Source organism: Paeniglutamicibacter antarcticus (assembly GCF_039544305.1).
Classification (GTDB): domain Bacteria; phylum Actinomycetota; class Actinomycetes; order Actinomycetales; family Micrococcaceae; genus Paeniglutamicibacter; species Paeniglutamicibacter antarcticus_C.
Genome location: NZ_BAABLK010000022.1, coordinates 192,763 through 219,587 on the forward strand (window position 1 = coordinate 192,763; position 26,825 = coordinate 219,587).

Sequence of the window (26,825 nt, forward strand, 5' to 3'; positions counted from 1 at the left end):
TTGGCGTCTCAACCAAAGATCTGCCCCAGAGCGGCGGAGAAATCCGGATAGCGGAACGTGAATCCTGCATCGGCCAGCACCCTCGAGGTCACGTGCCGCCCGGTGGTGCCCAGCGCGGGGTCGGACCTCAGTACCGCGGCGCCGGCGGCCAGCACCGGGCTCGGAGTAGGCATCGAGTATCGGCGCAGTGGACCCGGGGCCACCTTCTCGCGCAGGATGGACATCATCTTTCGGTTGCGCACCGGGTAAGGGGCCGCCAGGTTGATGGTCCCGTCCGGGATGGCCAGGCCTTCCTCCAAGCCCAGACAGCCACGGATGATGCGCAGCCAGTCGGCCAGGTGGATCCAGCTAACCCACTGGCGCCCGCCGGCAACAGGGCCGCCCAGCCCGACACGGGCCAGCAGGCAAAGCCTGTCCACCAGCGGGCTTTCCTGCTCAAAGACCAACGAGGTGCGCAGGATATTGAGCCGGTTCGTGTTGGCACCGGCCGCTGCCTCTTCCCAAGGCTTGGCAACCCCGGTCATCTGGGCCAACGCGTTTTCCCCGGTCGGCAGGCTCGAGTCCTCGGTGAGCAATTGCTCGCCGGCGTCGGAAAAGACCGCCGTGGTGCTTCCCTGCAGGAACATCGCCAGGGGGGAAGGTGCCGCGTTCGAGGCGTCGACCAGCGCACGGGTGGGATCGATGCGCGAGGCGCGCAGCAGTGCGATGTTGGCCTCGCTCGGCGTAAGGTCCACCAGTTCACCGGCGAGGTTCAGCACCGCGGTCTCGTGGCCTTGGCGATACAAGCTGGTGGACCAGGGGCCTTGGGCCTTGCCATCCCACAGGACCTGGGTGAACGGGCTGTCCGCGCGTATCTTGCGGGTGAGGATGATGACCTCGTGGCCGCGGCAGAACAGGTCGGCGGCTGCACGGGAGCCCAGGAATCCATGGCCCCCGGCGATCACGATCCGCAGTTTGCGCTTCTGGGTCCCGCCGGCCAGCGTGTAGAGGCGTGCGCAGTTGCGCGCGAAGTCCGCGGCGATCGGCTTGCCGGCCGAATGCGCGAAGAGTGCTGATGCCGGCCCGGCGACGGTGAGGACCTGCGTCAGCTCGGTACCCCCGCTGACCTCGCGCAACGACAGGTGCACCAGCAGGTGCCCGCCGGGCTGCGGCTGGCGCCAAGCGATCGAGTTGCGCTCCTCGAGCCGGGTGAGCACCGCTGCCGGAGCGGTGGCGACATGGATCGGTCCCAGGAATTGACCCGCGGGGAGCAGGTCCAGTTTTGTTCCCGGGACGGCAGGAACCTCCCGGGGTTCCAAGGCGGCGATGGCGCGGTTCCATTCGGGAAAACGCGCCGGATCGCACAAGACCTTCCAGAGGGAAGCGGGCGAAAGTGCAAAGAAATGGGTTTGCGTGCGTTGCCAGGCCATGAACCCAGTTTAGCCATCGAATCCGGCGTGGCTAGGCACCGGTGACGAAGTCGGCCAATGCGCCTAGCTGTGCGTTGCGGATTACCGGATCCAGATACATCATGTGCCCGGCGGCGTAGTAATGGTGCGTGAAGCGCGCCCGCGCACTGGCGGGGACATCCAGGTGTGCCCAGACGTACTCGGCGGCAAAGTGCGGTGTGGCACCGTCGTGGAAACCGTAATCCACGTGCACGCGCAGTGAGGGGATGTCGATGAGCAGACGCTCCAGATCCCCGGTGACGTCGATCGGCTTGCCCTCGAAGGTATCATAGCTCCACGGGTGCACCCTCCCGGTGAGTACCTCGTATGGCAGATCGGATTCGTAGCCGAGCTCGGCGCGCACATAGTGGTTGACGGCAGCCGCGTACGGCGGGGTGATGGCGCGCAGCGAGGGATCGTCCCAGGTGCGGGATTCCTGCAGGCGCGGAGGCACCGCGGTGAAGCGCCCGTCGATCCGCCCGACCATCAAGCCAGAATCCCGCAACAGCTCGGTGGCGAACTCCATGTAGTCCCAGCGCAGGTTGGTGCGCCTGATGAATGCCTCGGAAAGCGTCGTCAGCTCGGCGAGGTGCTTGACCACCGAATCGTACTTGCGCTTGGAGAGCCTGTTTCCCAGGTGCAGGGCGACCACGAAGTCGCCCGAAGCGTAGTCCTCGGCGTCGCGCACCACCTCGGCCAGCGGCCGGTTGCCGTGGCGCCCATGGTAGTGGGCAATCGCCGCATAGGTGGGCAGGTGCAGGGCGTAAGGTGTGTCGTTGCCCGGCGCGAAATCAAGAGTCGACATGTTCAGCACAGTGGAGATCAACCCCAGCCCGTTCACGGCCATGCCGTGCGCTTCCTGCAGGCGGCGGGCCACCGCCACCGCGCGCATGGTCCCGTAGGACTCCCCGATCAGGTATTTGGGCGAAAGCCAGCGCTGATTGCGGGTGACCCAGAGACGGATGACCTCGGCGACCAGGTCCCTGTCCGCGGTGAAGGAATGGAACTCGTCGCTGGTGCCGCCTTGGACCACGCGGGAGAACCCGGTGCTCACCGGGTCGATCATCACCACGTCGGCATGTTCCAGCAGCGACTCGGGATTGTCAATCACTGCGTATGGCGCACGGGTCATGTTTCCCACGTCACCGGAATCAACGATGCGCGGGCCCAACAGACCCATGTGCAGCCAGAGGCTCGCCGAGCCGGGCCCGCCGTTGAAGGCGAAGACCACAGGGCGCCGATTGGGTTCGGTGGCACCGACGGGCTTCTTGGCGCAGGACTTGGATCCGGCCCCGGTGCTTGGTGCATCCGCGGTGTCAGCGGTGTAGGCGACCAGGAAGATCTCCGCCTTGGCATTGAAGCCATTGGTCTTGCCCTGCGCGTCTTCTTCCTTGCGCAGCACCATCCGGCCGGTGGTAGAGGTGTAGCGCAGTCCTGAGGCCGTGCGATGGCTCCGGGTGACGAAGTCGTCGGCGACCTCGGGCTTGGTCGTGGTTTCGGGCGCGGGGAGTGCGGAAGCTTCAGGCATGGCACGAGCCTACAGTCGAGGCCGGATGCTTTGCCGTGCGCCGGTGGGAGGAAATGAAGAAGGCGGTGGATCCGCCGGACGCTTGCGCGTACCTGCGGATCCACCGCCTTCTTCATGGCGTGGGCCCGGTAGGCCTTAGGCCTGTGGGTAGTTCCCGTACGGGTTGGCCGGAGGTGCCTGCGGGCCGCCCGGGTAGGAGCCGTCTGCCGAAGGGTTATCGCCCGGGGCGTTGCCGCCGGAGAGACGAACCAGCTGGCCGGTGTTCTCTGCGGTGCGGATCGTGGCGATCAACGATTCCAGGCCCATGCGTGCCAAGGCCAGGTAGATCAGCACGACCAAAGGGCCGATGATGATCAGCACGAAGAAGCCAAGTATTGCCTGCCGGGAAGCGAAAGCGGCGATCACGAAGCTCAGGTACATCAGACCCAAACCAATGATGATCAGGATGTAGACGATCTTGACGATCTTCGGGGTGACAAAGCTGTTGAAGTTGAAATCGAACAGTTCCTTCATAGGAGCCGTACCTCTGTTCTCGATGGGTTTTAGTAGATGCGATTGATGATTTGCAAGCACCAGTCAAACACAACGGACCCCCTCGCCGAAAACGGTGAGGGGGTCCGTCGCGTAGTATTACCGGATTACTTGGCAGCTACGTAAGGTGCATTCTCTTCGATTTCGGCTTCCATTGCGGAGAACTCTTCGTCGATGAGCGCATTGGGCTTGTACGTGGCACGCGACACCAGCACGGCGACGACCAGGTTCAAGATGAAGCCGGGAACGATCTCGTACATGGCATTGTGCAGGATATCGATGTTGCCCCAGATAAAGACGGTGGCAGCACCGGTGATCATGCCGGCGAAAGCACCCATTGAGGTGAGCTTGCGCCAGTACAGGCTCAGCAGCACGATCGGTCCGAAGGCCGCACCGAATCCTGCCCACGCGAAAGAGACCAGATCCAGGATGCTGGAGGACCGGTCAAGTGCCAGCAGCGCGGCGACGACTGCAACCACCAGCACGCCCGAACGACCAAGTGCGACTTCGCGCTTGGGTGTCAGCTTCCGGCCGGCGATGTTGTACAGATCCTCGACCAAGGCGGAGGAGCACACGATGAGCTGTGAGGACATCGTTGACATGATCGCCGCCAGCACCGCAGCGAGGACGAAGCCCGCAACGAGGGGGTGGAAGAAGATCTGGCTCAGGATCAGGAAGACGGTTTCCGGGTCCTCGAGGTCCTTGGCCGGGTTGTCGGCAAAGTAGACGATGCCAACAAGTGCCGTTGCGACGGCGCCCAAGGCCGAGAGGATCATCCAGCCGACGCCGATGCGACGAGCGACCTTGGCGTCCGAGGGGGTGCGCAGGGCCATGAAGCGCACGAGGATGTGGGGTTGGCCGAAGTAGCCAAGGCCCCAGGCCGCGGTTGAGAAGATCGCTGCGGCGGCAAGGAACCAGTGGGTGTTGCCGTCAAAGCTGGCGAACAGGTTCAGCGCCTCTGGCTTGATCTCCGCTATCTTGGTGGAGAACTCGTTGAAGCTGCCGATCTCGATGAACGTGACGATCGGCACGGCGATCAGCGCGGCGAACATCAGCAGCCCCTGCGCCACATCGGTGAGGGTGGCGCCGAGGAATCCGCCGAAGAGCGTGTAAGCAAGGGTGATAACCGCGACCACGACGAGGCCGTTGTAGTAGTTCCAGCCGAAGGACGACTCGAAGAACTTGCCCGCGGCCACCATGCCGGAGGAGACGTAGAAGGTGAAGAACGCCAGGATGATTACTGATGCGCCAATGCGCAGGAAGTGGGAGTTGTCCTTGAGGCGCTTCTCAAAGAAGCTGGGGATGGTGATCGCGTTCTGCGACACAGCCGTGTAGGAGCGCAGCCGCGGGGCCACGAACTTCCAGTTCAGCCATGCCCCAACGGTCAGACCAATGGCGATCCAAGCCTCCATGAGGCCGTTGAGGTAGATGGCGCCCGGCAGCGCCAAGAGCAGCCAGCCGGACATGTCGGAGGCACCTGCGGAAAGGGCGGCCACCCCTGGCTTGAGTCCACGGCCGGCGAGCATGTAGTCGTCGATGTCGTTTGTACGTTTGAACGAGTAGTAGCCGATAGCCAACATTGCCGCGAGATATATGGCGATGGCTATCAGTTGGTATGTCGTCTCAGACATTATCGGTCCTCATGAAGGTTGGGGGCGAGCCGGGGAAGTGTGATCCACGGATGTTTTTGCTGCCGATGGCACGGTTGCATGCCACTTGGCTCGTGCGTTTCGTTCGCAACCGTCTTCGATTATGACAGCAAAAGCCGGTCAGCTGTGGCTGGCTTCACGTCGTTGTTACTCGTTTGTGATCTGGGTAACGGTTTTGACACCGGGTTCGCGTGGTCCAGGGAGGGCCATTGCCTGGTCGTGAAGGGCCTTGCGCACGGCGATCAACCCGGGGTGTTGTGCGGCGGAGCGGCGCATGGCGGTGAAGATGGTCCGATGCGGTGCCCAGGGCAGGTCGAAAAAGCGCAAGTCACGGGTTCGTGCGGGCCACACCAAGTCCGGCAGCAGGGCAACGGCGTTTCCCGATTCAACCAAGCGCACATGGGCCTGCATGTCGGCGGTTTCGTAGCGGACGTCGGGCTCGAAACCGGCCATGCGGCACGCCTGCTCTGCCCAGTGCCGTGAGGCCGCACCCCGGGGCTCCATGACCCACGGCAATCCGGCGGCGCCCTCCAGGGTGGTGACGTGGTGGAATTCGGCCGGCGTGGCCTCATCGCGTGCCGGCAGGGCCAACCTCAGGGCGTCTTGGGCAAGGTTCTTGCGGTCCAAGGCATCGTAGTGCGGGGCGGCGTGCCCGGGATACTCTTCGGCAACAACCATGTCGAAATCCCGCGCCCACGTCTCACGCAGGGCCCTCTCTGGTTCATGCTGGACCATCTCCACCCGCAGGTGGGGATAGTTCTCACGCAGTTCGCGCAGCACCAAGGGCATCAGTGAGAGAACCGCAGTCTGGAACACCGCAAGACGCACCGTGCCGGCAATTCTCGGCTGGGTCGAGGCCAGGTCGGATTCGGCCCGTTCCATGGAGTCGAGCAACTGATCCGTATGGGCCACCAAGACCTCGGCCTGCGGGGTTAGCTGCAGGCGCCGGCCGACCTTGCGCAGCAGCTTCACGCCTGTTTCTTTTTCCAGCAGCGAGAGTTGCTGCGAGACCGAGGAAGGGCTGTAGCTTAGGGCCTCGGAGACCTCGGCGATGGTGCCGCGAATACTCAGCTCGCGCAGGAGCCGCAAGCGGCGTATTTCAAGCATCTTTTACTCCCAGTTCTGACCTGATGTTCCGGGGATTTTAGAACGGTTGTGTGAGCCCAAGGATACATCGGGAAAGCCGAAGTAAAACATTCGGTTTTATTCATTTTCCCCGAAGTGAAGGTTGGGTCCATACTTACTCATAAGCCCACCTATCAATGCGAAACGTTTCGCGTGCACGATAGGGAAGTAGTACCCGAAAAACAATCCCCATTTTTCTTCCAAGGAGAAGCAGCCGTGTCCCTAACGACCCCGCACGCGCGTGTTGTACCGCCGGCCCTTGCCGCCGACGGCACCGCACTGGTCCGCCCCCAGGATCTTGCAGAGGAATCTATCAAGCTGGTGCGCCATTGGCTCACCGAAGGCTCGAAGTTTCCCGTTGATGCCTCCGCAGCGCAGCTGGCCGGGGTCCTGAAAGACCCCAACGGACTGGTCTTCACCGTCGGCTTTGTCGACGGTGTGATCCGCCCCGAAGACCTGAAGGTCGCAGCCCGCAACCTCAAGGCCCTGGCACCGAAGGTGCCCGCCTTCCTGCCGTGGTACATGAAGTCCGCGGTTGCCCTTGGTGGCGCCATGGCACCGATCCTGCCCGGGATCGTTGTCCCGATCGCCCGCAAGGTGCTACGCCAGATGGTCGGGCACTTGATCATCGACGCCACCGACGCCAAGCTCGGGGCATCGATCTCCAAAATCCAGAAGGAAGGCATCGACCTGAACATCAACCTTCTGGGTGAAGCCATCCTCGGTGACTCAGAAGCCTCCCGTCGTCTGGAGGGCACCAAGAAGCTGCTGTTGCGTGACGACGTCGACTACGTCTCCATCAAGGTCTCCTCGACCGTGGCACCGCACAACCACTGGGCCTTTGACGAAGCGGTCGAGCACATCGTCGACAAGCTCGTCCCGCTCTACCGCTTGGCCGCCAACTCCGCGCCCAAGAAAAAGTTCATCAACCTGGACATGGAGGAGTACAAGGACCTGGACCTGACCATCGAGGTCTTCACCAGGCTCCTTGACCTCGAGGAATTCCTGGATCTCGAGGCCGGCATCGTGCTGCAGGCCTACCTGCCCGATGCGCTCTCGGCAATGATCCACATCCAGGAGTGGTCCGCCAAGCGCGTGGCCCGCGGCGGCGCCCCGGTCAAGGTGCGCGTGGTGAAGGGTGCAAACCTTCCGATGGAACAGGCCGAGGCCGACGTGCACGGCTGGCCCGTTGCCACCTGGCACACCAAGCAGGACTCGGACACCTCCTACAAGTCCGTGATCGACTACTCGTTGCGTCCGGAGCACGTGAAGAACGTGCGTATCGGCATTGCCGGGCACAACCTCTTTGACGTGGCCCTTGCCTGGCTGTTGGCACAAGGCCGCGGCGTCACCGACGGCATCGAATTCGAGATGCTGCTGGGCATGGCAACCGGCCAGGCCGAAGCCGTGCGCAAGGACGTGGGGCGACTGTTGCTCTACACGCCTGTCGTTCACCCCGCCGAGTTCGACGTGGCGATCGCCTACCTGATCCGCCGCCTCGAGGAAGGCGCCAGCCAGGACAACTTCATGTCCGCCGTCTTCGAGCTGGCCGACAACGAGGCCCTCTACGAGCGCGAAAAGAACCGCTTCCTGGCATCCCTTGCCGAGCTCGATGACAAGGTCCCGGCCCCGCACCGTATCCAGGACCGCAACATTGTCGATAAAGAAGCCGTCGAGGCCAAGCTTGCCGGCCTGGCCGATGGCACCCTCGACTTCGAGAACACCCCGGACACCGACCCCGACCTCGCCGGCAACCGCGCCTGGGGCCGGGCGATCGTGGACAAGATGGTTGACTCCACCCTGGGTGTTCAGGCAGTGGCCGAATCCATGATCCACACCGAAGCCGAACTGAGCCAGGTCATCGACACCGCGGTCGCCGCTTCGGAATCGTGGGTGGCCATGGGTGCTCAAGCGCGCGCAGCGATCCTGCACCGCGCCGGTGCGGCCCTTGAGACCCACCGCGCCGATTTGCTCGAAGTCATGGGCTCCGAATGCGGAAAGACCCTTGACCAGGGCGACCCGGAGATCTCCGAGGCCATCGATTTCGCCCATTACTACGCCCAACGCGGGATTGACCTTGAGAACGTCGACGGGGCCACGTTCGTGCCCTCGAAGCTGACCGTCGTCACCCCGCCCTGGAACTTCCCGGTGGCCATCCCGGCAGGTTCCACCCTCTCGGCATTGGCCGCGGGATCCTCAGTCATCATCAAGCCCGCACGACAGGCGGCACGTTCAGGCGCCGTCATGGTCAAGGCACTGTGGGAAGCCGGCGTGCCGCGCGAGGTGCTGCAGCTTGTTCAGCTCTCCGAGCGCGACCTGGGAACCGAGCTGGTCTCGAACCCGCACGTGGACCGGCTGATCCTCACCGGCGGCTACGAGACCGCGCAACTCTTCCGCTCCTTCCGCAAGGACCTGCCGATGCTGGCCGAGACCAGCGGCAAGAACGCGCTGATCGTCACCCCGAACGCGGACTTCGACTTGGCGGCCAAGGATGCCGCGGCGTCGGCCTTCGGCCACGCGGGGCAGAAGTGCTCGGCTGCCTCGCTGGTCATCCTTGTCGGATCCGCCGCGGAATCCAAGCGCTTCCACAACCAGCTGATCGATGATATCCGCTCGTTGAAGGTCGGCTACCCGCAGGACCCGCAGACCCAGATGGGCCCGATCATCGAACCGGCAGCCGGCAAGCTGCTGCGCGGCCTGACCCAGCTGGGCGAGGGCGAAAAGTGGGTCCTCGAGCCCAAGCAGCTCGATGACTCCGGCCAGCTGTGGAGCCCGGGCGTACGCTCCGGGGTGAAGCCGGGTTCCGAATACCACCTCACCGAGTACTTCGGCCCGATCCTTGGCGTGATGACGGCCGAGACCCTCGAAGAAGCGATCGAGGTCGTCAACGGCACCGACTTCGGCCTGACCTCGGGGCTGCACTCGCTGGATCCCGATGAAATGGGCTACTGGCTGGAGAACATCCATGCCGGCAACCTCTACATCAACCGCGGCATCACCGGTGCCATCGTGCAGCGCCAGCCGTTCGGCGGCTGGAAGAAGTCGGCCATCGGGGCCGGCACGAAGGCCGGGGGGCCGAACTACCTGGTGGGCCTAGGCTCCTGGGAGGACGCCCCGGTCACCCATGCCGGGAAGATCGCTGCTTCCTCCGCAGCAATCCTGGAAGCGGCCAACTCGGACGGCTTCGGGGCTGCCGACTTGGCTTGGCTCGAGAGCGCATTGGTCTCGGACGCCGCGGCGTGGGCCGAGGAGTTCAACACCGCCAAGGATGTCTCGGACCTGCAGGCCGAACGCAACATCTTCCGCTACCGTCCCCTGCCAGTGACGGTTCGCTACGAGCATGACACCTCGGGCCACGGCATTGCCGAGCTAGTGCGAGTCGTGGCCGCAGGCATCGCCGCCGGGTCCCGCATCACGGTTTCCTCGTCCGTCGAGGTGCCGGCCGCCCTGCGTGCCGTGTTCACCGAGTCCTCCGCTGTGGTCTTCGTCGAAGATACCCAGGCCTTCGGTGCCCGCGCCGCTCGCCTGGCGGCCAAGACCGGACCGGAATCCACCTCCCGCATCCGCCTGATCGGCGGAACGGTCATGGATCTCGCCGAGGCCACAGACGGCAAGCCGGACGTGGCGATCTACACGAACAACGTGGTCTCTGCGGGCCGCGTGGAAATGCTGACGTTCCTGCGCGAGCAGGCCATCTCCATCACCGCGCACCGCTTCGGCACCCCGGACCACCTCAGCGACTCGGTGATCTAACCGCCGTTTCCTGACAACACTGGCCCGCCGCATCCCCCGCATGGGAGATGCGGCGGGCCAGTGGTGGTTAGCCTAGATGCCGACTTGACCACCAAATGATCGACGATCGTTATGGCGTGAAACGAGCCGCGTTCTCGAAACTTAAAAGCAGAGGTTCGGACACATCGGAGGACGGGCCTTCCTTCTGACCGTGTCAAGCCTTGCGGCGGTCACAGGGTTCCTTGACTGGCCATCGAGGCGTCCGAGGCGCTGTAGTTCCTGCTCTTCATCTGCGGTTGCGCGGCCAATGCTGATCTGCCGCAGGCCATGGAAGAACAAGGCATCCGCCTTGCCGGCACATTGGCCCCGGAGTCCTCGCGGCTGCCACGGCACTGTTCGTCCCCTGGCTTGCTGATCTCTTGGCACCCCGGCGAGAGCCCGACGGTTCCGGTGGATGCCCCCTGGGTAGTGACCTCCGCCGTTTTCAGTTTCCAGGACGCCAACCATTCCCTGCTGTTGCTGGCCTTCCGCGGGGGCACCAGGTAGATGCCAAAGGGCGGCGTGCACTGCCGACTCGATGAGATCCTGCAGGAACGATCCATGATGCTGCCCGGGCGGGGTGAGCATCGTGAACCTCCCGGTGCTCAAGAAAGACAGGACCAAGACGATTCGGTTCAGCACCCTGGTGGCGATCCGCAAGGAGCTCGGATGCGAGATCGGCGACCTGCTGGGCCCCGAGCCCCTGAAAATACACGAGGCGTGCGCAACCCAACGGGATGCGCACGCCTTGGCAAGGCCGGTGGCCGGATGCCTAGTCCTCGAGCTTCAACGCCTTGCGCAAGGACAGCGCGCCGCCGGTCTGCATGATCGCCCGGCGGTAGATGCGTTCCCCGAGCAACACCATCGCCCAGGCCGCCCCAACGGCCAAGACCAGCGAGGCGATCGGTTCCCACAAGGACACGTCGGTGCTCAGCAACCGGATCGGCATGGCCACAGAGGAAACCACCGGGACATAGGAAGCGATAACCAAAAAAGAGCCCTTGGCGTAGATCCCGATGAACAACACGGCAATGAGCACCGTGATCACCGGGCCGGTCGATTGCTGCAGGTCCTCGACCCTCGAGGCCATCGCCCCCAATGCCGCCCAGATGGCCGCAAGGATCAGGAACCCGGCCAGGAAGAACGCAAGGAACCATCCGGAGGTGGCGATGACCACCGAGAGGAATGGGATTTGCGTGGGCATCACGCTCAGGGCAAGCAGCCCGATACCCACGAACAGGCAGAGCTGGCCCATGGCCAGGATCAGGTTGCCCAGGATCTTGCCGCTCAGCAACTGGCGGATCGGGATGGCTGTTGCCAGGATTTCCACGACCCTGTTCTGCTTTTCCTCCACCACCGAGTTGGCGATCGGCATGCCGAAGATCAGCGAGGACATGTAGAAGAGGAAGGAGAAGACCAGGCCCATGGCCAGGGCCATCGAATTGCGTTCCTGGCTGCCCTCAATCAGGACCGGGGTGATCTTTGAACCGGCGGTCAGCGACTCCGCGGTGACACCGAGGTCCTTGGCATGTGTCTCAAGCGCCAGGGCCTGCGCGGCATCGGAAATCAGCTTCTGCACCGAGGCGTCCACCTCGGTGAGCCCCGTGAGGGTGTAGCCCCCGTCGGTGGCGGTGATCACCAAATCGGTGTCCTTGTCCCGCAGTGCCTGGAGGCCCGCCTCCTCGGTTCCCACCGGGGAAGGCTCGAGCACGATCTTCTGCTCGGTGCTGGTGGCGAGCTCGTTGGCGGAGGCCAGCAGCTCTGACGCCGTGGATCCTTGCGTGAAGGAAACCGATGCCGTCGTAGTCTTGTCTCCCATGATCCCGGCGAACACCACCGAGCCGATGATCAGCGCGAGGGTGATCGCGGTGGAAATGATGAAGGACTTGTCCTTGATCTTCACGGTGACTTCGCGCAGTGTCACGATCATCCAAGGCGCGGTGGCCGTGGCGGCGAGGTCGTTGGTCGGTGGCACGGCGGGGGCGGTGCGCTGCTCGGTGATACTCATCGGATGACCTCCCGGTAGATTTCGGCCAGCGAGGGTCGAAGCGGTGCGAACTCGGTGACGGCGCCGCGATCGATGGCGGCGCGCAGGACGCGCTGGCCAGTGGCGTCGTCTGCGAACTCGACCAGGGCCTTGGGCCCGGCTACGTCAAGGACGCTGACCCCGGGCTGCTCGCGCAGCCAACCGGCATCCGGCGGTGTCACCACCACGTGGCGTGAATGCGCGCGGGCACGCAACTCCTCGGCGGACCCGGCCGCGACGATCCTTCCTTCGGAGAGCACGACGAGGTTGTCGCAAAGCTGGTCAATCAAATCGAGCTGGTGGCTCGAGAAGAGGATGGGAACCCCGGTGGCGGCGCGCTCGGCCAACAGGGAGGACATCGAATCCACTGCCAGGGGGTCGAGTCCGGAAAACGGTTCGTCGAGGATCAACGCGACGGGGTGGTGCATCAGCGATGCGGCGACCTGCACGCGCTGCTGGTTGCCCAGCGAGAGCGATTCAAGCTTGTCCTTCGCGCGGTCCGCGATCCCGAAGCGGTCAAGGAGGCCAATGGCCTCGGTGCGCGCGTCGGTGCGGCTCATCCCGTGAAGCTGGCCCAGGTAGTTGAGCTGGTCCAGCACCTGTTGCTTGGGGTAGAGCCCGCGTTCCTCGGGCATGTAGCCAAAACGTGCCCGGTGTGCGGCGGTGATCGCCGTGTCGTTGAAGGACACCGATCCGGAATGGGACTTGAGCACTCCCATGATGATGCGCATCGTGGTGGTCTTGCCGGCGCCGTTGGCTCCGACGAATCCGGTCATGCCGTTGGCGGGCACGGAGAACGAGACATCCTCCAACACCGTCCGCGACCCAAAATGCCGGGTGAGATTAATGGCCTCTAACACGCGTGGGCGTCCCTTCGTATCGTTTCGATGCCCCACGTTGATGTGCAGGGCCTTGCTTCCTGCCTTCCAATCTATGTGCCGGAACCCCCAGGACGGATCGTTCAAAGGAATGAAATCGACGCACGTGTTCACGCCGGCGGGCTCATGCCTCCGCCAAAGGGATGAGACCTACCCGGTAGGCAAAGACCACGGCCTGGACCCTGTCGCGCAAACCGGCCTTGGCCAAGATGTTGGACAGGTGAGTCTTGACGGTGGCCTCGGAGACGAACAGCGAGCCGGCGATCTCCGCGTTGGAGAGCCCTGCGGCGAGCTTGATGAGCACCTCGCGCTCGCGGTTGGTCAGTCCCGCGAGCACCCGCCGGTCCGCTGGATCCAGCGCGTCCTTAGGTGGGCCCGCAGACACCGTTGAGGTGCCGCGCTGGATAATGCGCAAGGTGACCTCGGGGGAGAGCAGTGCCTGGCCGCCGGCCGCGGCGTGCACCGCCTGGATGATCATCTCCGGTTCGGTGTTCTTGAGCAGGAACCCGCAGGCCCCGGCATCGATGGCGGCGAAGAGGTAATCGTCGCGGTCGAAGGTGGTCAGCACGACGACCTTGGCGTTGGTTTCGGCGGTGATCACCCGGGTGGCTTCCACCCCGTCGAGCACCGGCATCTGGATGTCCATGAGCACCACGTCGGGCCCCAGCGCCAGCGCGGCATCGAGGGCCGCCTGGCCGTCGGCAACCGCGCCCACCACCTCCAGGGCATCATCGGTGCCCAAGATCATTTCCAGCGAGGAACGGATCAGTGCCTGGTCATCGCACACCAGGACGCGGATTGCGCTCATGGGGTTGCCCCTTTGGCCCGAACCCGGGCAACGCCGGTGTGCAGCGCGCGCAGCCGGGCACGGGTGCGCCAGCCGGCAGGGGAACGCGGCCCGATGTCCACCATCCCGTGGTGCAGCTGTGCCCGTTCGGTGATCCCGCGCAAGCCGTAACCGCCACCGGCGGTTCCCGGGCGCGGATTGCCGTCGTCGGTCACTTCGACTTCCACCCATTCCCCGTGCGTGTCCGCCCCACTGCGCACCGAGAGCATGGCCTTGTGCGCGGTGGAATGCTCGCGGACATTGGCCAGGGATTCCGCGGCGATCCGGTACAGCGCCAGTCCCAGCCCGGCGCCCAGCGAATCCAGGAACCCCTCGCGGTGTTCGGCGAAAATCAGTTCCACGACCACTCCGGCGCGGCCCGACTGCTCCACCAGTGCGCCCAGCTGGCCAAGCGTTGGCTCGGGGGAACGCCCGGCGGGGTCCGGGGTTCCGGTTTCCTCATGCCGCAGCACGCGCAGCAGCGAACGGGTCTCGCCCACGGCCCGGCGCGCCGAGTCCTCGATGCCGTGCATGAGCTCGGCGGCACGCTCCGGGTCACGGGGCTGGACCATTCGGGCTGCTGCGGCCTGCACACCGACGGCCGAGATGTGGTGGGCGACGACGTCGTGCAGCTCCCGGGCAATGCGCAAGCGCTCGTCGATGACCGCGCGCCTGGCCAGCTCCGCGGACTGCTCGCCCAGCTGCTTGGCCTGGGCCACGACAACGTCGTGCCGCCAGGCGCTGCGCCAGGACGTCATCCCCAGGAAGATCGCCCCGCCGAAGTAGAAGAGGTTCACCAGGAAGTTGTATCCGGCGTAGGCCAGCACCGGGTCGATGAAGCCGGTGGTGTCCACGGCCGCGGGCAGATCCAGCTCCTCCCCGAAGAGCACCTTGGCGTTGGTGATCCCCACCATGAGCCACAGGGCCATGGCCAGGATGACGGAGCCCAGCGCTAGTCGCAGTGCACGTCGATCCCGTGCCCAGGCGACTGCCGAATAGAGCCCGACGAAGTAGGCGATCTGCGGGGCCAGCTGGACCATGACCGCCGGCAACCACATCCCGAAGCCCAGGAAGATCGCGGAGAGCACTAGCATCGAAATAATCGGGAAACGCCTGCGCAGGGCCAACGGGGCAATCATCAAGCCCATGGCCAGGTAGCTGGGCAGGCGCTGCGGGCCGTCCTGCGCCGGGGCGAAGCTGAGCATCATTTCCATGCCCAGCAGTGCGACGGCCAACACCGCAAGGGTCATCCAGGCATCGCGGCGCAGCATTGCCTTGCCTGGTTGGGGACGCTCCCATTCTTCGGGCGGAAAATCGCCGGGAAGGAAGCGTTGGCGCAGGGCCAGGAGTTTCATGGTTCATCCTCTGGGCACATGTTCGGTCATCGTCGCACCCACGAACATATCCCATGGCCGGCTTTTTGTTGGGCCACGGGAACGGTTTTCCCTTGTCTGGCAGCGGTAAATGCGGTTGGCTGGGGGCCATGGCCACTTTGATCAAGGATTACGCGTTGCTCTCCAACCAACGAACCGCTGCGCTTGTCTCCCGCGGCGGATCGATCGACTGGTTGTGTTTCCCGCGCTTTGATTCCACGGCGATCTTCACCGCGCTGCTGGGCAAGCCGGAGAACGGACGTTGGCTGCTGGCACCGAAGAACGCGAAGGTGCTCAGCCGCAACTACCTCAACTCCTCCTTCGTGCTGCGCACCTTGTGGGCCAGCGACACCGGCCAGGTGCTGGTCACCGACTTCATGCCGATGGGCAAGGGCGACTCCAGCATCATGCGCCGCGTGGAGGGGATCTGCGGAACCATGACCGTGGAGCACGAACTTATCATCAGGTACAACTATGGCCAGGTGCTGCCCTGGGTGCGACGCAACTTCGACCCGGAACACGGCACCGAGTCCCTGATCGCCGTGGCCGGCCCGAATGCGGCGGTGCTGCATGCCTCCCGGCTGCCCAAGGCACGCCACCGCACCCACCACGACGAGTTCGAGGTCAGCGCCGGGGACGTGTACGACTTCGAGTTCGCCTGCTATCCGGGACACTCGAAGTTTCCCGCAGCCAACGACGTAGGCATGGAGATGACCCGGACCGCGCGGGTGTGGCACGACTGGGCGGAGAAGATCCCGCAGTGCGGGACCCACGACGCGTTGGTGCGCCGATCGCTGCTGGTGCTCAAGGCGCTGACCCACCACGAGACCGGGGGCATCGTTGCCGCCCCCACCACGTCGCTTCCCGAGTTCTTTGGCGGGGAACGCAACTGGGACTACCGCTACTGCTGGTTGCGCGACGCGTCGCTGACGTTGCAGGTGATGATGACTCACGGCTTTGAGAAGGAAGCCCTGCGCTGGCGCGACTGGTTGCTGCGGGCCATCGCCGGGGACCACCACAAGCTGCAGATCATGTACGGAGTCGGAGGGGAACGCGAGCTGCCCGAGAAGGAACTGGGACACCTGGACGGGTACGAGGGAGCGAAGCCTGTGCGTATCGGCAACGGTGCGGTGCTCCAGTACCAAGGCGACGTCGTCGGGGAGGTCCTGGTTGCCCTGGATGAGCTGCGCACCATGGGCGGGCATGAGGACCACTTTTCCTGGCCGCTGCAAAAGGTGCTGATCCAATACGTCATCGACAACCTCAAGCGCAAGGACCACGGATTGTGGGAAATGCGCGGGGAGCCACAATACTTCACCCACTCGCGGGTGATGATGTGGGCGGCGCTGGATGCCGGGGTGCGCGCGGTGACCCACCACGGACTGACCGGAGAGGTGAAGAAATGGGAAGCGGAGCGTGACGGACTGCGCGCGGAGATTCTTGCCAAGGGGTTCAACAAGGAGCTCAACGCCTTCACGCAAACCTATGAGGGCACCGAGGTTGACGCCTCCTTGCTGGTGCTCGCCCAGGTGGGGTTCATCGACTACGAGGATCCGCGCATGGTGGGCACCACCGAACAGATCGAAAAGGATCTGCTGGACAAGTACGGTTTCCTCAAGCGCTACCGGACCGAGGCCGGTGGCGACGGGCTGCCGGCTGGGGAGTACACCTTCCTGGTGTGCACCTGCTGGCTGGTTGAGCAGTACGCCCATTCCGGGCGCGTCCCCGAGGCCAAGGAACTCTTTGAGAAGCTCGCTTCGATCGTCAACGACCTGGGGCTGGTCTCCGAGGAGTATGACCCGGAGACCGGACGGATGGCAGGGAACTTCCCGCAGGCACTGTCCCACCTTGGATTGATCCGCGCGGCCGACGCCATCGCCGAGGCCGAAGGGACCCGTGCGTTCAGGCCGCGCCGCGGACCCAAGTAGCGCATCTTCCCCTGCCTGCGAACGCGATGGGTGACAGATAAGTTACCCATGAGTAGGATGGGCGTTATGCATGTTCTTATTCGCCTCCTGCTCCTGCTCGTCACCGCCGGCAGACGCCCCAAGCTCTCGCTATTCGATACCTCGACGGTCCACATGCGCGCGCTTCTCACGGACATCGACGTGGCCGGGCACATCAACAACGGGATGTACTTCTCGCTCTTCGACCTCGGCCGTTTCGACCTCATGGTCCGCGCCGGGGTCTGGGACATGATGAAGAAGAACAAATGGACCCCCGTCGTCCAGGCCGAGACCATCACCTTCCGCAAGTCGGTGAAGTTCAACCAGAAGTTCACCCAGGAGACGAGGGTCCTGGGAATGGACGAAAAGTGCATCTACTTCGAGCAACGCATGGTCGTTGACGGAGAGATCTACGTGCAGGCCACCATCGCCACGCGCCTCGTCTCAAGGAATGGAGCTCTCTCCAACGCGGAGATCCTCGCCGCTGCCGGGGTCCAGGAGCCCGAGGATCTGGTGCTCCCACAGTGGGTCCAGCCCTGGCGCGAAGAGACGGCACTTCCCGGGACGCGCAAGCCTGCCCCGCACCTCTGGGGCTGATTCGTCCCGGAGGCGGTTTCCGGCAGGAAAGCTCAGCGCGACTCGACGCCGGTGACCAATTTTTCCGCCACTTTCATGACTTGCTGGGCGGCCATGCGCGAAATGAAGTCCACCGGGCGGTCCTCGTCAAGGGCGGGGTTGGCGCTGATCAACCAGTCGGTGGCGTCCTTCTGGTTCTCAAGGCTCTGCAAGGTCAGCCACACCCTGTAGCCCAGCCGCAGCCGTTGCTCGGTTCCGGTGTCTAGGGCGGAACCGTCCTGCCGGGCCCAGGTACCCGGTGCGGTGCCGTCCAGGGCGCCGGAAAGCGCCACGACCGCCGGGGTGCCGATGGCCTCCAGCAAGGTGGAAACAACGTCATGGATGTTGGCCTGTGTTGCTTCCGTGTAGACGGCACCCTGGTTCAACGGCTTCATGCTTTAAGCATCACCCCGAAACGCGAAGAAAACCATGGAGCGACGCGCCGGGAAATGGGCTCGGGGCCTGTGCCCTATCCCGGGAACCGGTTCGATGGTGCAATGGAGCCATGATCATTGTTCCTCCTCCGCTGGCCGTCACAGGGGCCACGGGCAAGCTTGGTGGCCGTGTTGCCTCGCTGCTCAGCGCCGCAGGCCTCAAGCAGCGACTACTGGTCAGGACCCCGCGCATGGCCCCGGTGCTTGAGGGAACCACCGTGCTGCAGGCGGCCTACGAGAACACCACTGCCACGCGGATGGCGCTTGCCGGAGCCGGAACCGTCTTCATGGTCCCGGGAACCGAGGGCATGGAGCGGCTGGAGCGGCACTGCGACTTCGTCGATGCAGCCAAGGCCTCCGGTGTGCGGCATCTCGTCTATGTTTCCTTTGTTGGCGCTGCCCAAGACGCAGTGTTCGCCTTGGCCCGTGACCAATACGCCACCGAGGAATACATCCGGGCCTCGGGCATCCATTTCACCTTCCTGCGAAACAACCTCTACGCCGACTACATCCCGGAAATGGTGGGCCAGGACGGAACCATCCGTGGTCCGGCCGGAGCAAGCAAGGTGGCCCTGGTTGCCCGCGCGGATGTTGCACGAACTGCGGCCCTGATCTTGCAGGAGCCGACAAGACACGAAGGGTCGACATACGAACTGACGGGTCCAGAAGCGCTGTCGATGGCAAGGATCGCCGAGGAGCTCAGCTCAGCGGGCCCGCGCATGGTTTCCTACGTTCCCCAGACAATGGAGCAGGCCTATGCCTCACGGGAAGCGTTCGGTGCATCCAAGTGGCAAGTCGAGGCGTGGGTTTCCACCTATACGTCGATGGCCTCCGGCGCCATGGCGAATGTCAGTGGAGACATCGAAAAGATCACCGGCGTCCCACCGATGTCGTTCGCGAAGTTGCTGCGTTCCTGACCGCATCGCCGCAGCCCAGCCAGTCGCGCGGCAGGGATCGCCTTTTAGGATGGGAGGCACCAGAAAGATCCGGTTGCACCTGTTTGGCCGTTATTCCATCGTGAAAACCGGAAGCCGTTGACCTGACGGCGGAGACGATCCAGAAGACGACCGTCCTTAGAATATTCTTTCCACAGCACTGCGGATGCTCGGCAAACCATCGGATAGGTATTCTATAATTGAAGTATGGCAACGACATCAGATAGTCGGGACTCCGGAGGGGTTGCCCACTATGCAACCGGTGAGGACCTGTCCTACGCAGCGCTTCTGGAACGCGGGCTGGACATGGGTGTACTAATCTCTGAATACGTCACCCGCGCAGGTGTCCAAGGTGTCCGCACCCTTGCCCGGGCACTGAGCTTGGTTCCGTCGGAACAGCACGCCCACGAATCTGTCGAGGCCATCAACGCTTACGAGTGCCTGAAATCCACGGCCAGCGCGAAACAGGCTGAACAGGCATGCACTCTTGAGGACGTTGTCACGGCCGACCGCAACGCCAAGGGAATTCGGGAGAAGCACCCCAGTTGGGGGATCGGCGCGGACGTAGCGCTGGCCCGCCACGAGTCCCCGCGCACCGGGGTCCAATTCCTCAACTATTCCCGTATCCTCACCGAAGACCTGTCCTATGCCACACAGGGGTTGAAGGACGGAACGATCACCGAAGACGAGGCCCAACTGATCGTGCGAGAGGTCCGGAACCTTCGAAGTGAAAACAGGCGCCTCATCGACCAGATGCTTTTCTGCGAAACCCACAATGCCTTTGGTAGCGGAGGAGCGATCCTCCGTGAAATGATCCGAGGCTGGGCGGCGATCCTGGAACCCGGCGCCGAGACCGACCTTGAAGAAAAGGCCATGAAAGCCCGCTATATCGATCTCTACCAGATCGATGCACACCGGATGAAGATCACCGGACTGTTGCCTCTGGAATATGGGGTTGCGCTGTGCCAGGTCCTGGCCAGGGAATCAGGTCACGCCCAAGCCGCCGGGGACACGCGAAACCGCGGACAGATTGCCGCAGACTTTCTCTTGGAGTCCCTTACTGGCATCCGCGAACCCAACGGCATCCCGCTGCAGGTTTCCCTGATCATGACGGACCGGACGCTGCTTGAGGGCAACCAAGAGCCGGCATTGATCCCGGGCTACGGATTCATCAGCGCCAAAAAGGCCAAAAACCTGTTCACGGGGAACCCCCAGAACCCCCTGGACACGTGGATAAGGCGGCTCTACACGGCCCCGGGAACCGGCGACCTGGTAGCCATGGATTCCAAGGCACGACTCTTCAAAGGGAGCCTCAAACGGTTCATCACCCTGCGGGACCAACACTGCCGCACGCCGTACTGCAACGGACGCATCGAACACTTGGACCACGTAGTCCAAGTTCGACGAGGCGGGCCTACCACCGCAGAAAACTCAAGCTCACGCTGCAAATGGTGCAACGCAACCAAGGAAGCACCCGATTGGGAAGAATGCACCATCTCCGGGGATAGACACACCATCCGAGTCACGACCTCCAGTGGGCACATCTACAGTTCAACCGCTCCACCACTACCAGGCGCGCATAGCCAGTCGAAGCACCCCCAAGACGAATGAACCTGCCGCTATAAAGCCCCGAGGCAGTTCAGGACGCTCGATGGAACTTCAGGTCAGGCGTCAACGGTCGACTCGGTAATAAGATCCTGTGTCGTGTCCGAAGCTGAGACGAATTCGCCATTCACTATGCGCAAGAGCACTTCGGAAAGCAGTTCAACTCCGGCGACCATATCTTCATTTCGAGTCAGCTCACGCTCGTTGTGGCTAATGCCCTCGACGCTAGGGACGAACAACATGATGGTCGGGACGATGTCCTTCATGTTCGTCGAATCATGGCCCGCGAGGGTTCTCACGACTCCGTGGCTTAGGCCCAACGAATCTGCCGCTTCGCCGGCCAACCTCAAACCAGCCTGGTCGTAGGACTTAGCGCCCCAAGCATGCTCGGCGCCGCGTTCGATCCGCACGTTGGCCATCTTCTCGATCTCCTCGACTCGGGCATGCAGGTCCGCATCCGCGGCGGCTAGCACGTCGGGGTCAGTGGAGCGTACGTCCACCAGCAGGTTCACGCGGCTAGCAACCACCACCGGGGAATTCGGGAAGACATTGAACTCGCCGCAGGAAGTGATAACCATGTGTTCCGCGGTCGAGTGTTTCAATGCGATCTCGCGAGCGGCAACCACCAGCGCGGAGGCACCGAGCAGCGCGTCCTGGCGATCCGCGATGATCGTGGCACCCGTGTGTGCCTGATCTCCGTTGACCACGAACTCATACTTGTTTGCACCCCAAGTAGATTCGACTAGTCCAATGCTTATCGCGCTGTCCTCGAGGGAGCGGCCCTGTTCGATGTGTATCTCCACGTAGGCGGCAACGGATAGCTCGAAGTCACCAATGGTGCCGATGGCTTCCAGTGCCTCGCGGACAGTCACGCCATCGGGGTCTGTGGTATCAAGGGCCTGGGCAGCAGTGATCTTCCCGGTGTAGACAGAGCTGCCCATCATAGAGGGCTTGAACCTACAACCCTCTTCGTTGAACCAGTTAATGACGACGATGTTGAATTGCGCCGGATCAGTGGCATTTGCCATGGCCGCTTGTGCTCGTTTCGCCGCATGTGCGCCGGCCAAGACGCCGTATGCGCCGTCAAACCTACCCCCAAGCGGTTGCGAATCCAAGTGCGACCCTACTGCAATCCACGGCGCCCCGGGAACCAGCTCGAGCAGCGCGTATTGATTCCCCACAGAGTCGTAGCGCACCGAAAAGCCAAGGCCCTCCACCAACCCCCGGAACCAGTTGCGGTTCTGTCCGTCGGCCACCGTAGCTGCCTGCCGGTCCACCCCGCCCCCATCGGTGGCACCGATGCTGCTCATGGATGTGAAGTCGGTAAGGAAGGCCTGATTTGCGGAAGTCATGGTTTCTCCTGGAATCTTGTGAAACAGTAAATTAGATCAGACAGTGGTTGCCACGCTGGCCTCGAGCCCTGAGTAACTCTGTTTTCCGCCGACGAAAGTGCACACCAGCCCGAGGGCTGCGATGTCCTTGGCAATCAGAGGGGACTCCGAGAGAACTACGAAGTCTGCAAGCTTGCCGCGGCTTAGGGACCCGCGGTCGGCGAACAAACCGGTGGCTTTTGCAGCGTTGACGGTGTACAAACGGAGGGCTTCGAGGGCAGAAAGTCCTTCTGCGGCCCCGCCGAGCACCTTGCCGTTTTCCGTCTTGCGGTCAACGGCTGAGGCCATGGCCCTGCGCACGTTGTTGTCCGCCACCGGCAGGTCCGAGCTTCCGGCTGCCAACACACCGGCTTGGAGCAGTGATTGGCCTCGATAAAGCCATCCCTCCCGTTCAGGGCCGACGAGCGTGGCGAACTGGTCGCCGAGCGGGCCGATGAAAGAGGCCTGCGGAGTCACTGCGATGCCATGCCGGGCGACGGCAGCGACTTGGTCTGGCCTGGCGATGCCGAAGTGCTCGATGCGATTGGGCAGTGCGTTGGGGCCGTGCAGCTCCTGCAATCCGGAAATGATCTCGATGGCAAGGTCGATGGCTGCGTCCCCAATGGCGTGGAGTGCCACCGGCCAGCCGGCGCGGTAGGCGGCTGAAACCCGGTCCCGGTATGCCTGGGGATCATCGAGAAGGTATCCGGTATTATGCTGGTGTCCACAAAAATCCTCAGTCATCGCCGCGGTGGCGCCAAGCAGTGATCCATCCATGAACACCTTGACCGGCCCCAGCGACAGATGCTCGCTCCCGAATCCGGCAATGATGCCGAGTCCGAGTCCGAGCCCGCTGCCGGTGCCGTGAGCGTCCTCAGCGTGGGATACCTGCTCCACCAGTGCGTCGAGGGCCGGCATGAGCTGGGCACGGGCGTGGAGCTTCCCGGAAGCCAGCGCTCGCTGGTAGGCGGTGACTTCGATGGTGGAGTGACCGATCCAGCCGCCGCCGATACCGGCTTCGGTGAACGAGGTAATGCCTTCGGCCGCATAGCGCGAGGTTGCTGCATCCAGGGCACCGACGATCTGGTCCACCGAATAGGGCAGCAAGAGGTTCTGGATGAGTCCCTGTGCAGCTTCCTCAACCAAGCCGGTGGGGGCGCCATTGGAATCGCGGACCACCGCTCCTCCTACGGGGTTGGTGAAGCCGGATTCAAGGGCCCCGGCAAGGCGCAGCGTGGCGGTGTTTGTGATGGAGGCGTGCCCGGAGACATGGCGCAGGTACAGGGGGCGGTCGCCGGTAATGGCGTCGAGCTGCTTGATGTCGGGAAATAGTCCGTTATGATTCTTGTTGTTGAATCCGGTGCCCATAAGCCACGCTCCGGGGCTCTGGTCCAGCTGGCGCATACCTTCCTCGAGCACTGCGTAAAGTTCATCAAGCCCGCGGGCGGTCGAAAGGTCCAAAGCGGACAGGCCCAGTCCCCACCACGTGGTGTGGCAGTGGGCATCGATGAATCCGGGCGTGATCGCCGCCTCGCCGAAGTCCTCGGTGCGCTCTGCCGTGCAGCCGCTGAGCTCTTCGTCAAACCCGACTATCCGCCCACCGACTATTCCCATTTCCCGGGCCGTGGGCCGGGAATCGTCCATGGTGAGGATCGTGCCTGCGCGGACAACCAAATCGAGCCTCATGCCGAGACCTGTACTTTGTGTGCAGTGGTGCCCGGGCCCATGGTGGCGGGATCGGTTTTCAGGTGCAGCACGGATGGCAGGCCACTGGCAAGGGCGCGTTCCAATGCCGGTGCGAAGTCCTGTGTGGAGGTGACGAATTCACCGTGGCCTCCGAAGGCACCGATCCATTGAGCAAAGTCGGGGTTGCTCATCGCCGTCCCCGATGGGCGGTTCGGGTAGTGGCTCTGTTGGTGGGAAACGATGGTTCCGAAGATGCCGTTGTCCGCCACGATGACCAACGGGGTGCCGCCGTGGGCGAAAGAGACGGCAAGCTCCTGCGCGTTCATGAAGAAGTCTCCGTCTCCGCAGATGGCCACTACGTGGCGTCCGGGGTTCATGATGCTCGCTGCCACAGCCGCCGGTACGGAAAGCCCCATTGCGCCGTTGCGCGGTGCCACCAGGGATTTGGGGCCGTGGTGGCTGAGGTAGCGGTGCCCCCACAGCGTGGCGTTGCCTGCACCGTAGGTGATGATCCTGTCGGCATCGAGGGAGGCCTCGAGTGCTTCGAACGCGATACCGAGATCCACTCCGCTGCCGCCGTCGGGCCCGGGGACGGTGAAGTCAAGCTGCTGGCTGCGCAGAGTGTTCATCCACGTCGCGTCCCTTGTGCCACGGAGTTCTTCCGCTGTGGGAAGGGCGGAGACCAGCTGCGCGGCATTGATGCCGAGGTGTACATCGATGCGTCCGGCGTGTCCGGTCAATTGGGCATCCGTGCTCACCAGGACTGTCGGTGTATGCAGCGCCGCGGTGTAGCCCTCGGAGAGTACATCGCCGCGGGTGCATCCGATGAAGACCAAGAGGTCGGCCTCGTTCAGTGCCTGCACCGTGCGTTCGGCTCTGCCGTAGCCAAGCCAGCCCGCGTAGGCGGGGGAGTCGTGGTCGATGACGTCATAGGCGCGCCAGTCCGCCAGCACCGGCACATTCGCAGCGGCCGCCAACCGGGCAAGCTCACTGGAGGTAGCCGCGTCCCAACCATCCCCGCCTACGATTATCGCAGGAGCGGATGCATCGCGGAGCATGTCAGTGAGCTGTTGCAAGCCGGCGGTGCCGGGTGCGGTCTGTGGCAGCGGCAGCACCGCCGGGACGTCGGCGGAAGTCATGCGGACCAGGACGTCCTCGGGTAGGCCGACGACGACCGGGCCGGGGCGTCCGGTGGATGCCAGCCGCATGGCGCGTGCCACCAGGTCCCCGGCCTGTTGCTCGTCGTCGAGCACGTAGACGGCCTTGGAGGTGGTGGAGAACCAGCCCTCAAGGCTGAACTCCTGGAAGGAGTCCCGGCCGCGGTCGACCAGCGGGATCAGCCCGACGAACAGCACCATGGCCGTTGCGTCCTGCCACGCGGTGTGGACGGCAATCATGGCGTTGGCTGCACCTGGCCCGCGAGTGACCATGGCAATGCCCGGCACCGTTCCCAGTCTTCCCTCGGTCAGTGCCATGAATCCGGCTCCTCCCTCGTGGCGGGTCACCACTGTGTGGATCGAGGAATCGTGCAGGCCGTCGAGGACATCGAGATAGCTTTCCCCAGGGACGGCGTAAACGCGGGTGACACCGTGTGCCTCGAGGGTCCTGACGATGAGGTGTCCGGCTGAGATGGTCATGGGCTTTTGTTGTCCTTTGCGGTGAAACGTGGCCAAGAAGTAGGGGGTCCGACGACGCCCGCGGGAGCGGGGTCCATGATGAACGCTGGCGAAAGTCGTGCTAGTGCTTGAATCCGGGAAGATCGACGCTTAGGCGAGGGGCGATGATCCCTGCCGCTGCTGTGAACAGCGAGAGGAAGATGAGCATCGCTGCTGCCGGCCACCAGTGGTTGGCCGCGGATGCCACGAGGCCGATGGCAGCAAGGGGGATGAACCCGGAAATCATTCCAGCGGTGTTCTGCGCGAAGCCCACGCCGGTGTAGCGGGTCTTTGCGGGGAACAAGCCTGTCAATACGGTGCCTGAGGCCGCGTACGGCAGCGAAAGGGCGGCGACCGCAAGCGTCATGCCGAGGATGACCATCACCTCGTTGCCCGAATCGATGAGCAGGAATGCCGGCCAGGCGATGACTGCGGAGAAGACGCCGCCATAGGTGATGACCTTGGACGCGCCGAAGCGTTCACCGAGGCGACCGCCAAAGATCAGGACGGGGATCTCCACGACGGCTGCAATGATGGTCCCAAGCAGCATCAGGGAAGCGGAATAGTCCAGGATGTTCACTCCGTACCAGACGACGAACGCAGTGACGAGGTAGAACCCGCCGATGCCCAGCAGGCCGGCAGCCATGCCGACGATGATCTGTTTCCAGGACTCGGCGAGCGTGGTGCGGATGGGTGTCTTCTCGGTTTCGCCCTTTTCCATCAGTTCCGCAAAGACAGGTGATTCGTCAAGCCGGCTTCGGATGTAGAGGGCAACAAGCAACATTGGGATCGCTGCAAGGAACGGGATGCGCCATCCCCAGTCATCGAAGCTTCCTTGGGAGAAGAACACCGTCATCAGGAAGAATCCGCCCGAGGACAGGATGGTACCGATCGGTGAGCCGATCTGCGGTAGTGCCGCATAGCGCGCACGACGGTGCAGCGGCGCGTTCTCGACAACAATGGTCATGGCACCGGACCATTCACCACCCACGAACAAGCCTTGGGCGATGCGGAGCATAACCAGGAGGATCGGAGCCGCGATTCCGATGGCGGCGTAGGTCGGCAGCATGCCGATCAGCCCGGTAATGAGGCCGATGCCGACGATCGTGACCATCAGTGTCTTACGGCGCCCGATCTTATCGCCCATCACCCCGAAGATCATTCCACCGATGGGGCGTGCCACGAGTCCAACGCCGAAAGTTGCGAAAGCAGCCATTGCTGCGGCCGTGGGGTTTTGGCTTTCAAAGAATTGGACGTTAAATACCAAGGCGGCGGCAGCGCTGAAGAGGAAGAAGTCGTACCATTCCATGGCTGTGCCAATGAGGGCGCCAACGGCGACCTTGGTGGCCTCCTTGTCGGAGATGTGCCGTGTCGCACCGGCTTCGAGTGTTCCAGTGTGGGTCATGGGATATTTCTGCCTGATCTCAAGGGGATGGCTGCTGCAT

At 63.4% G+C, this 26,825-nt stretch carries 20 protein-coding genes and 1 pseudogene; 7 read left to right on the forward strand and 14 right to left on the reverse strand.

Translation table 11 applies throughout. The annotated features are described in order from the left end of the window. Window positions 1-8: 8 nt before the first annotated feature. The 5 genes from ABEA12_RS05935 to ABEA12_RS05955 all read right to left on the reverse strand — a co-directional run bounded on the left by ABEA12_RS05935 (window position 9) and on the right by ABEA12_RS05955 (window position 6,242). Window positions 9-1,409: a DUF1731 domain-containing protein gene (locus tag ABEA12_RS05935; protein ID WP_210099687.1), complete on the reverse strand. Its 1,401-nt coding sequence runs from the start codon at window positions 1,407-1,409 to the stop codon at window positions 9-11. 31 nt (window positions 1,410-1,440) lie between these two features. Then, complete coding sequence (locus ABEA12_RS05940; RefSeq protein WP_210099688.1) at window positions 1,441-2,955, reverse strand: S10 family peptidase; 1,515 nt, start codon at window positions 2,953-2,955, stop codon at window positions 1,441-1,443. A gap of 135 nt (window positions 2,956-3,090) precedes the next feature. Further along, window positions 3,091-3,468, reverse strand: coding sequence for a DUF4282 domain-containing protein (locus ABEA12_RS05945; protein ID WP_210099689.1), 378 nt, complete (start codon window positions 3,466-3,468; stop codon window positions 3,091-3,093). A 125-nt stretch (window positions 3,469-3,593) separates the two neighbouring features. Then, the gene (gene putP / locus ABEA12_RS05950) at window positions 3,594-5,117 is read right to left on the reverse strand and encodes a sodium/proline symporter PutP (protein WP_210099690.1); all 1,524 of its coding nucleotides are present in this window, start codon (window positions 5,115-5,117) and stop codon (window positions 3,594-3,596) included. 165 nt (window positions 5,118-5,282) lie between these two features. Beyond that, window positions 5,283-6,242 (reverse strand): LysR family transcriptional regulator, encoded by a 960-nt coding sequence (locus ABEA12_RS05955; protein WP_210099691.1) that lies wholly within the window; start codon window positions 6,240-6,242, stop codon window positions 5,283-5,285. 234 nt (window positions 6,243-6,476) lie between these two features. On the opposite strand from ABEA12_RS05955, the gene ABEA12_RS05960 reads away from it, so the two are divergent. The 3 genes and pseudogenes from ABEA12_RS05960 to ABEA12_RS18775 all read left to right on the forward strand — a co-directional run. Continuing rightward, window positions 6,477-10,013 carry a proline dehydrogenase family protein gene (locus ABEA12_RS05960; protein WP_210099692.1) on the forward strand — a complete coding sequence of 1,179 codons (3,537 nt, stop codon included), beginning with the start codon at window positions 6,477-6,479 and terminating at the stop codon, window positions 10,011-10,013. Between the two features lie 306 nt (window positions 10,014-10,319). After that, window positions 10,320-10,538 (forward strand): hypothetical protein, encoded by a 219-nt coding sequence (locus ABEA12_RS05965; protein ID WP_210099693.1) that lies wholly within the window; start codon window positions 10,320-10,322, stop codon window positions 10,536-10,538. 94 nt (window positions 10,539-10,632) lie between these two features. Next, window positions 10,633-10,683: pseudogene (locus ABEA12_RS18775) on the forward strand (hypothetical protein); the annotation flags it as partial. Window positions 10,684-10,803: 120 nt separating this feature from the next. Here the strand turns inward: ABEA12_RS18775 and ABEA12_RS05975 are convergent. The 4 genes from ABEA12_RS05975 to ABEA12_RS05990 all read right to left on the reverse strand — a co-directional run bounded on the left by ABEA12_RS05975 (window position 10,804) and on the right by ABEA12_RS05990 (window position 15,116). After that, a complete protein-coding gene (locus tag ABEA12_RS05975; RefSeq protein WP_210099694.1) occupies window positions 10,804-12,039 on the reverse strand; it encodes an ABC transporter permease in 1,236 nt (411 codons plus the stop codon). Beyond that, complete coding sequence (locus ABEA12_RS05980) at window positions 12,036-12,917, reverse strand: ABC transporter ATP-binding protein (protein WP_210099695.1); 882 nt, start codon at window positions 12,915-12,917, stop codon at window positions 12,036-12,038. The genes ABEA12_RS05975 and ABEA12_RS05980 overlap by 4 nt, the downstream gene beginning before the upstream one ends. 142 nt (window positions 12,918-13,059) lie before the next feature. Next, on the reverse strand, window positions 13,060-13,743 hold the full coding sequence (locus ABEA12_RS05985) for a response regulator (protein WP_210099696.1): 684 nt from the start codon (window positions 13,741-13,743) through the stop codon (window positions 13,060-13,062). Continuing rightward, window positions 13,740-15,116, reverse strand: coding sequence for a sensor histidine kinase (locus ABEA12_RS05990; RefSeq protein ID WP_210099697.1), 1,377 nt, complete (start codon window positions 15,114-15,116; stop codon window positions 13,740-13,742). Before ABEA12_RS05990 ends, ABEA12_RS05985 begins: the two co-directional genes overlap by 4 nt. A gap of 128 nt (window positions 15,117-15,244) precedes the next feature. Here ABEA12_RS05990 and ABEA12_RS05995 point away from each other — a divergent pair, with 128 nt between their 5' ends. Together ABEA12_RS05995 and ABEA12_RS06000 are read left to right on the forward strand one after the other, a co-directional pair. Continuing rightward, complete coding sequence (locus ABEA12_RS05995) at window positions 15,245-17,062, forward strand: glycoside hydrolase family 15 protein (protein WP_210099698.1); 1,818 nt, start codon at window positions 15,245-15,247, stop codon at window positions 17,060-17,062. Between the two features lie 66 nt (window positions 17,063-17,128). Continuing rightward, on the forward strand, window positions 17,129-17,677 hold the full coding sequence (locus tag ABEA12_RS06000; RefSeq protein ID WP_210099699.1) for an acyl-CoA thioesterase: 549 nt from the start codon (window positions 17,129-17,131) through the stop codon (window positions 17,675-17,677). A gap of 32 nt (window positions 17,678-17,709) precedes the next feature. On the opposite strand, the gene ABEA12_RS06005 is transcribed toward ABEA12_RS06000, so the two are convergent. Further along, window positions 17,710-18,090, reverse strand: a complete 381-nt coding sequence (locus ABEA12_RS06005; RefSeq protein ID WP_210099700.1) for a hypothetical protein — start codon at window positions 18,088-18,090, stop codon at window positions 17,710-17,712. Window positions 18,091-18,200: 110 nt separating this feature from the next. Between ABEA12_RS06005 and ABEA12_RS06010 the strand changes: the two genes are divergently transcribed. Next, complete coding sequence (locus ABEA12_RS06010) at window positions 18,201-19,046, forward strand: SDR family oxidoreductase (RefSeq protein ID WP_210099701.1); 846 nt, start codon at window positions 18,201-18,203, stop codon at window positions 19,044-19,046. A 225-nt stretch (window positions 19,047-19,271) separates the two neighbouring features. Next, on the forward strand, window positions 19,272-20,675 hold the full coding sequence (locus ABEA12_RS06015; RefSeq protein WP_210099702.1) for an HNH endonuclease: 1,404 nt from the start codon (window positions 19,272-19,274) through the stop codon (window positions 20,673-20,675). Between the two features lie 53 nt (window positions 20,676-20,728). Here the strand turns inward: ABEA12_RS06015 and ABEA12_RS06020 are convergent, their stop codons facing one another. The 4 genes from ABEA12_RS06020 to ABEA12_RS06035 all read right to left on the reverse strand — a co-directional run bounded on the left by ABEA12_RS06020 (window position 20,729) and on the right by ABEA12_RS06035 (window position 26,785). Continuing rightward, entirely contained in the window at window positions 20,729-22,021 is a 1,293-nt protein-coding gene (locus ABEA12_RS06020; protein WP_210099703.1) for a M20 family metallo-hydrolase, read from the reverse strand. Window positions 22,022-22,057: 36 nt separating this feature from the next. Continuing rightward, the gene (locus ABEA12_RS06025; RefSeq protein ID WP_210099704.1) at window positions 22,058-23,725 is read right to left on the reverse strand and encodes an amidohydrolase; all 1,668 of its coding nucleotides are present in this window, start codon (window positions 23,723-23,725) and stop codon (window positions 22,058-22,060) included. Beyond that, window positions 23,722-25,362 carry a thiamine pyrophosphate-dependent enzyme gene (locus tag ABEA12_RS06030; RefSeq protein WP_210099705.1) on the reverse strand — a complete coding sequence of 547 codons (1,641 nt, stop codon included), beginning with the start codon at window positions 25,360-25,362 and terminating at the stop codon, window positions 23,722-23,724. Before ABEA12_RS06030 ends, ABEA12_RS06025 begins: the two co-directional genes overlap by 4 nt. A 100-nt stretch (window positions 25,363-25,462) precedes the next feature. Continuing rightward, a complete protein-coding gene (locus tag ABEA12_RS06035; RefSeq protein WP_210099706.1) occupies window positions 25,463-26,785 on the reverse strand; it encodes an MFS transporter in 1,323 nt (440 codons plus the stop codon). Window positions 26,786-26,825 lie beyond the last annotated feature (40 nt).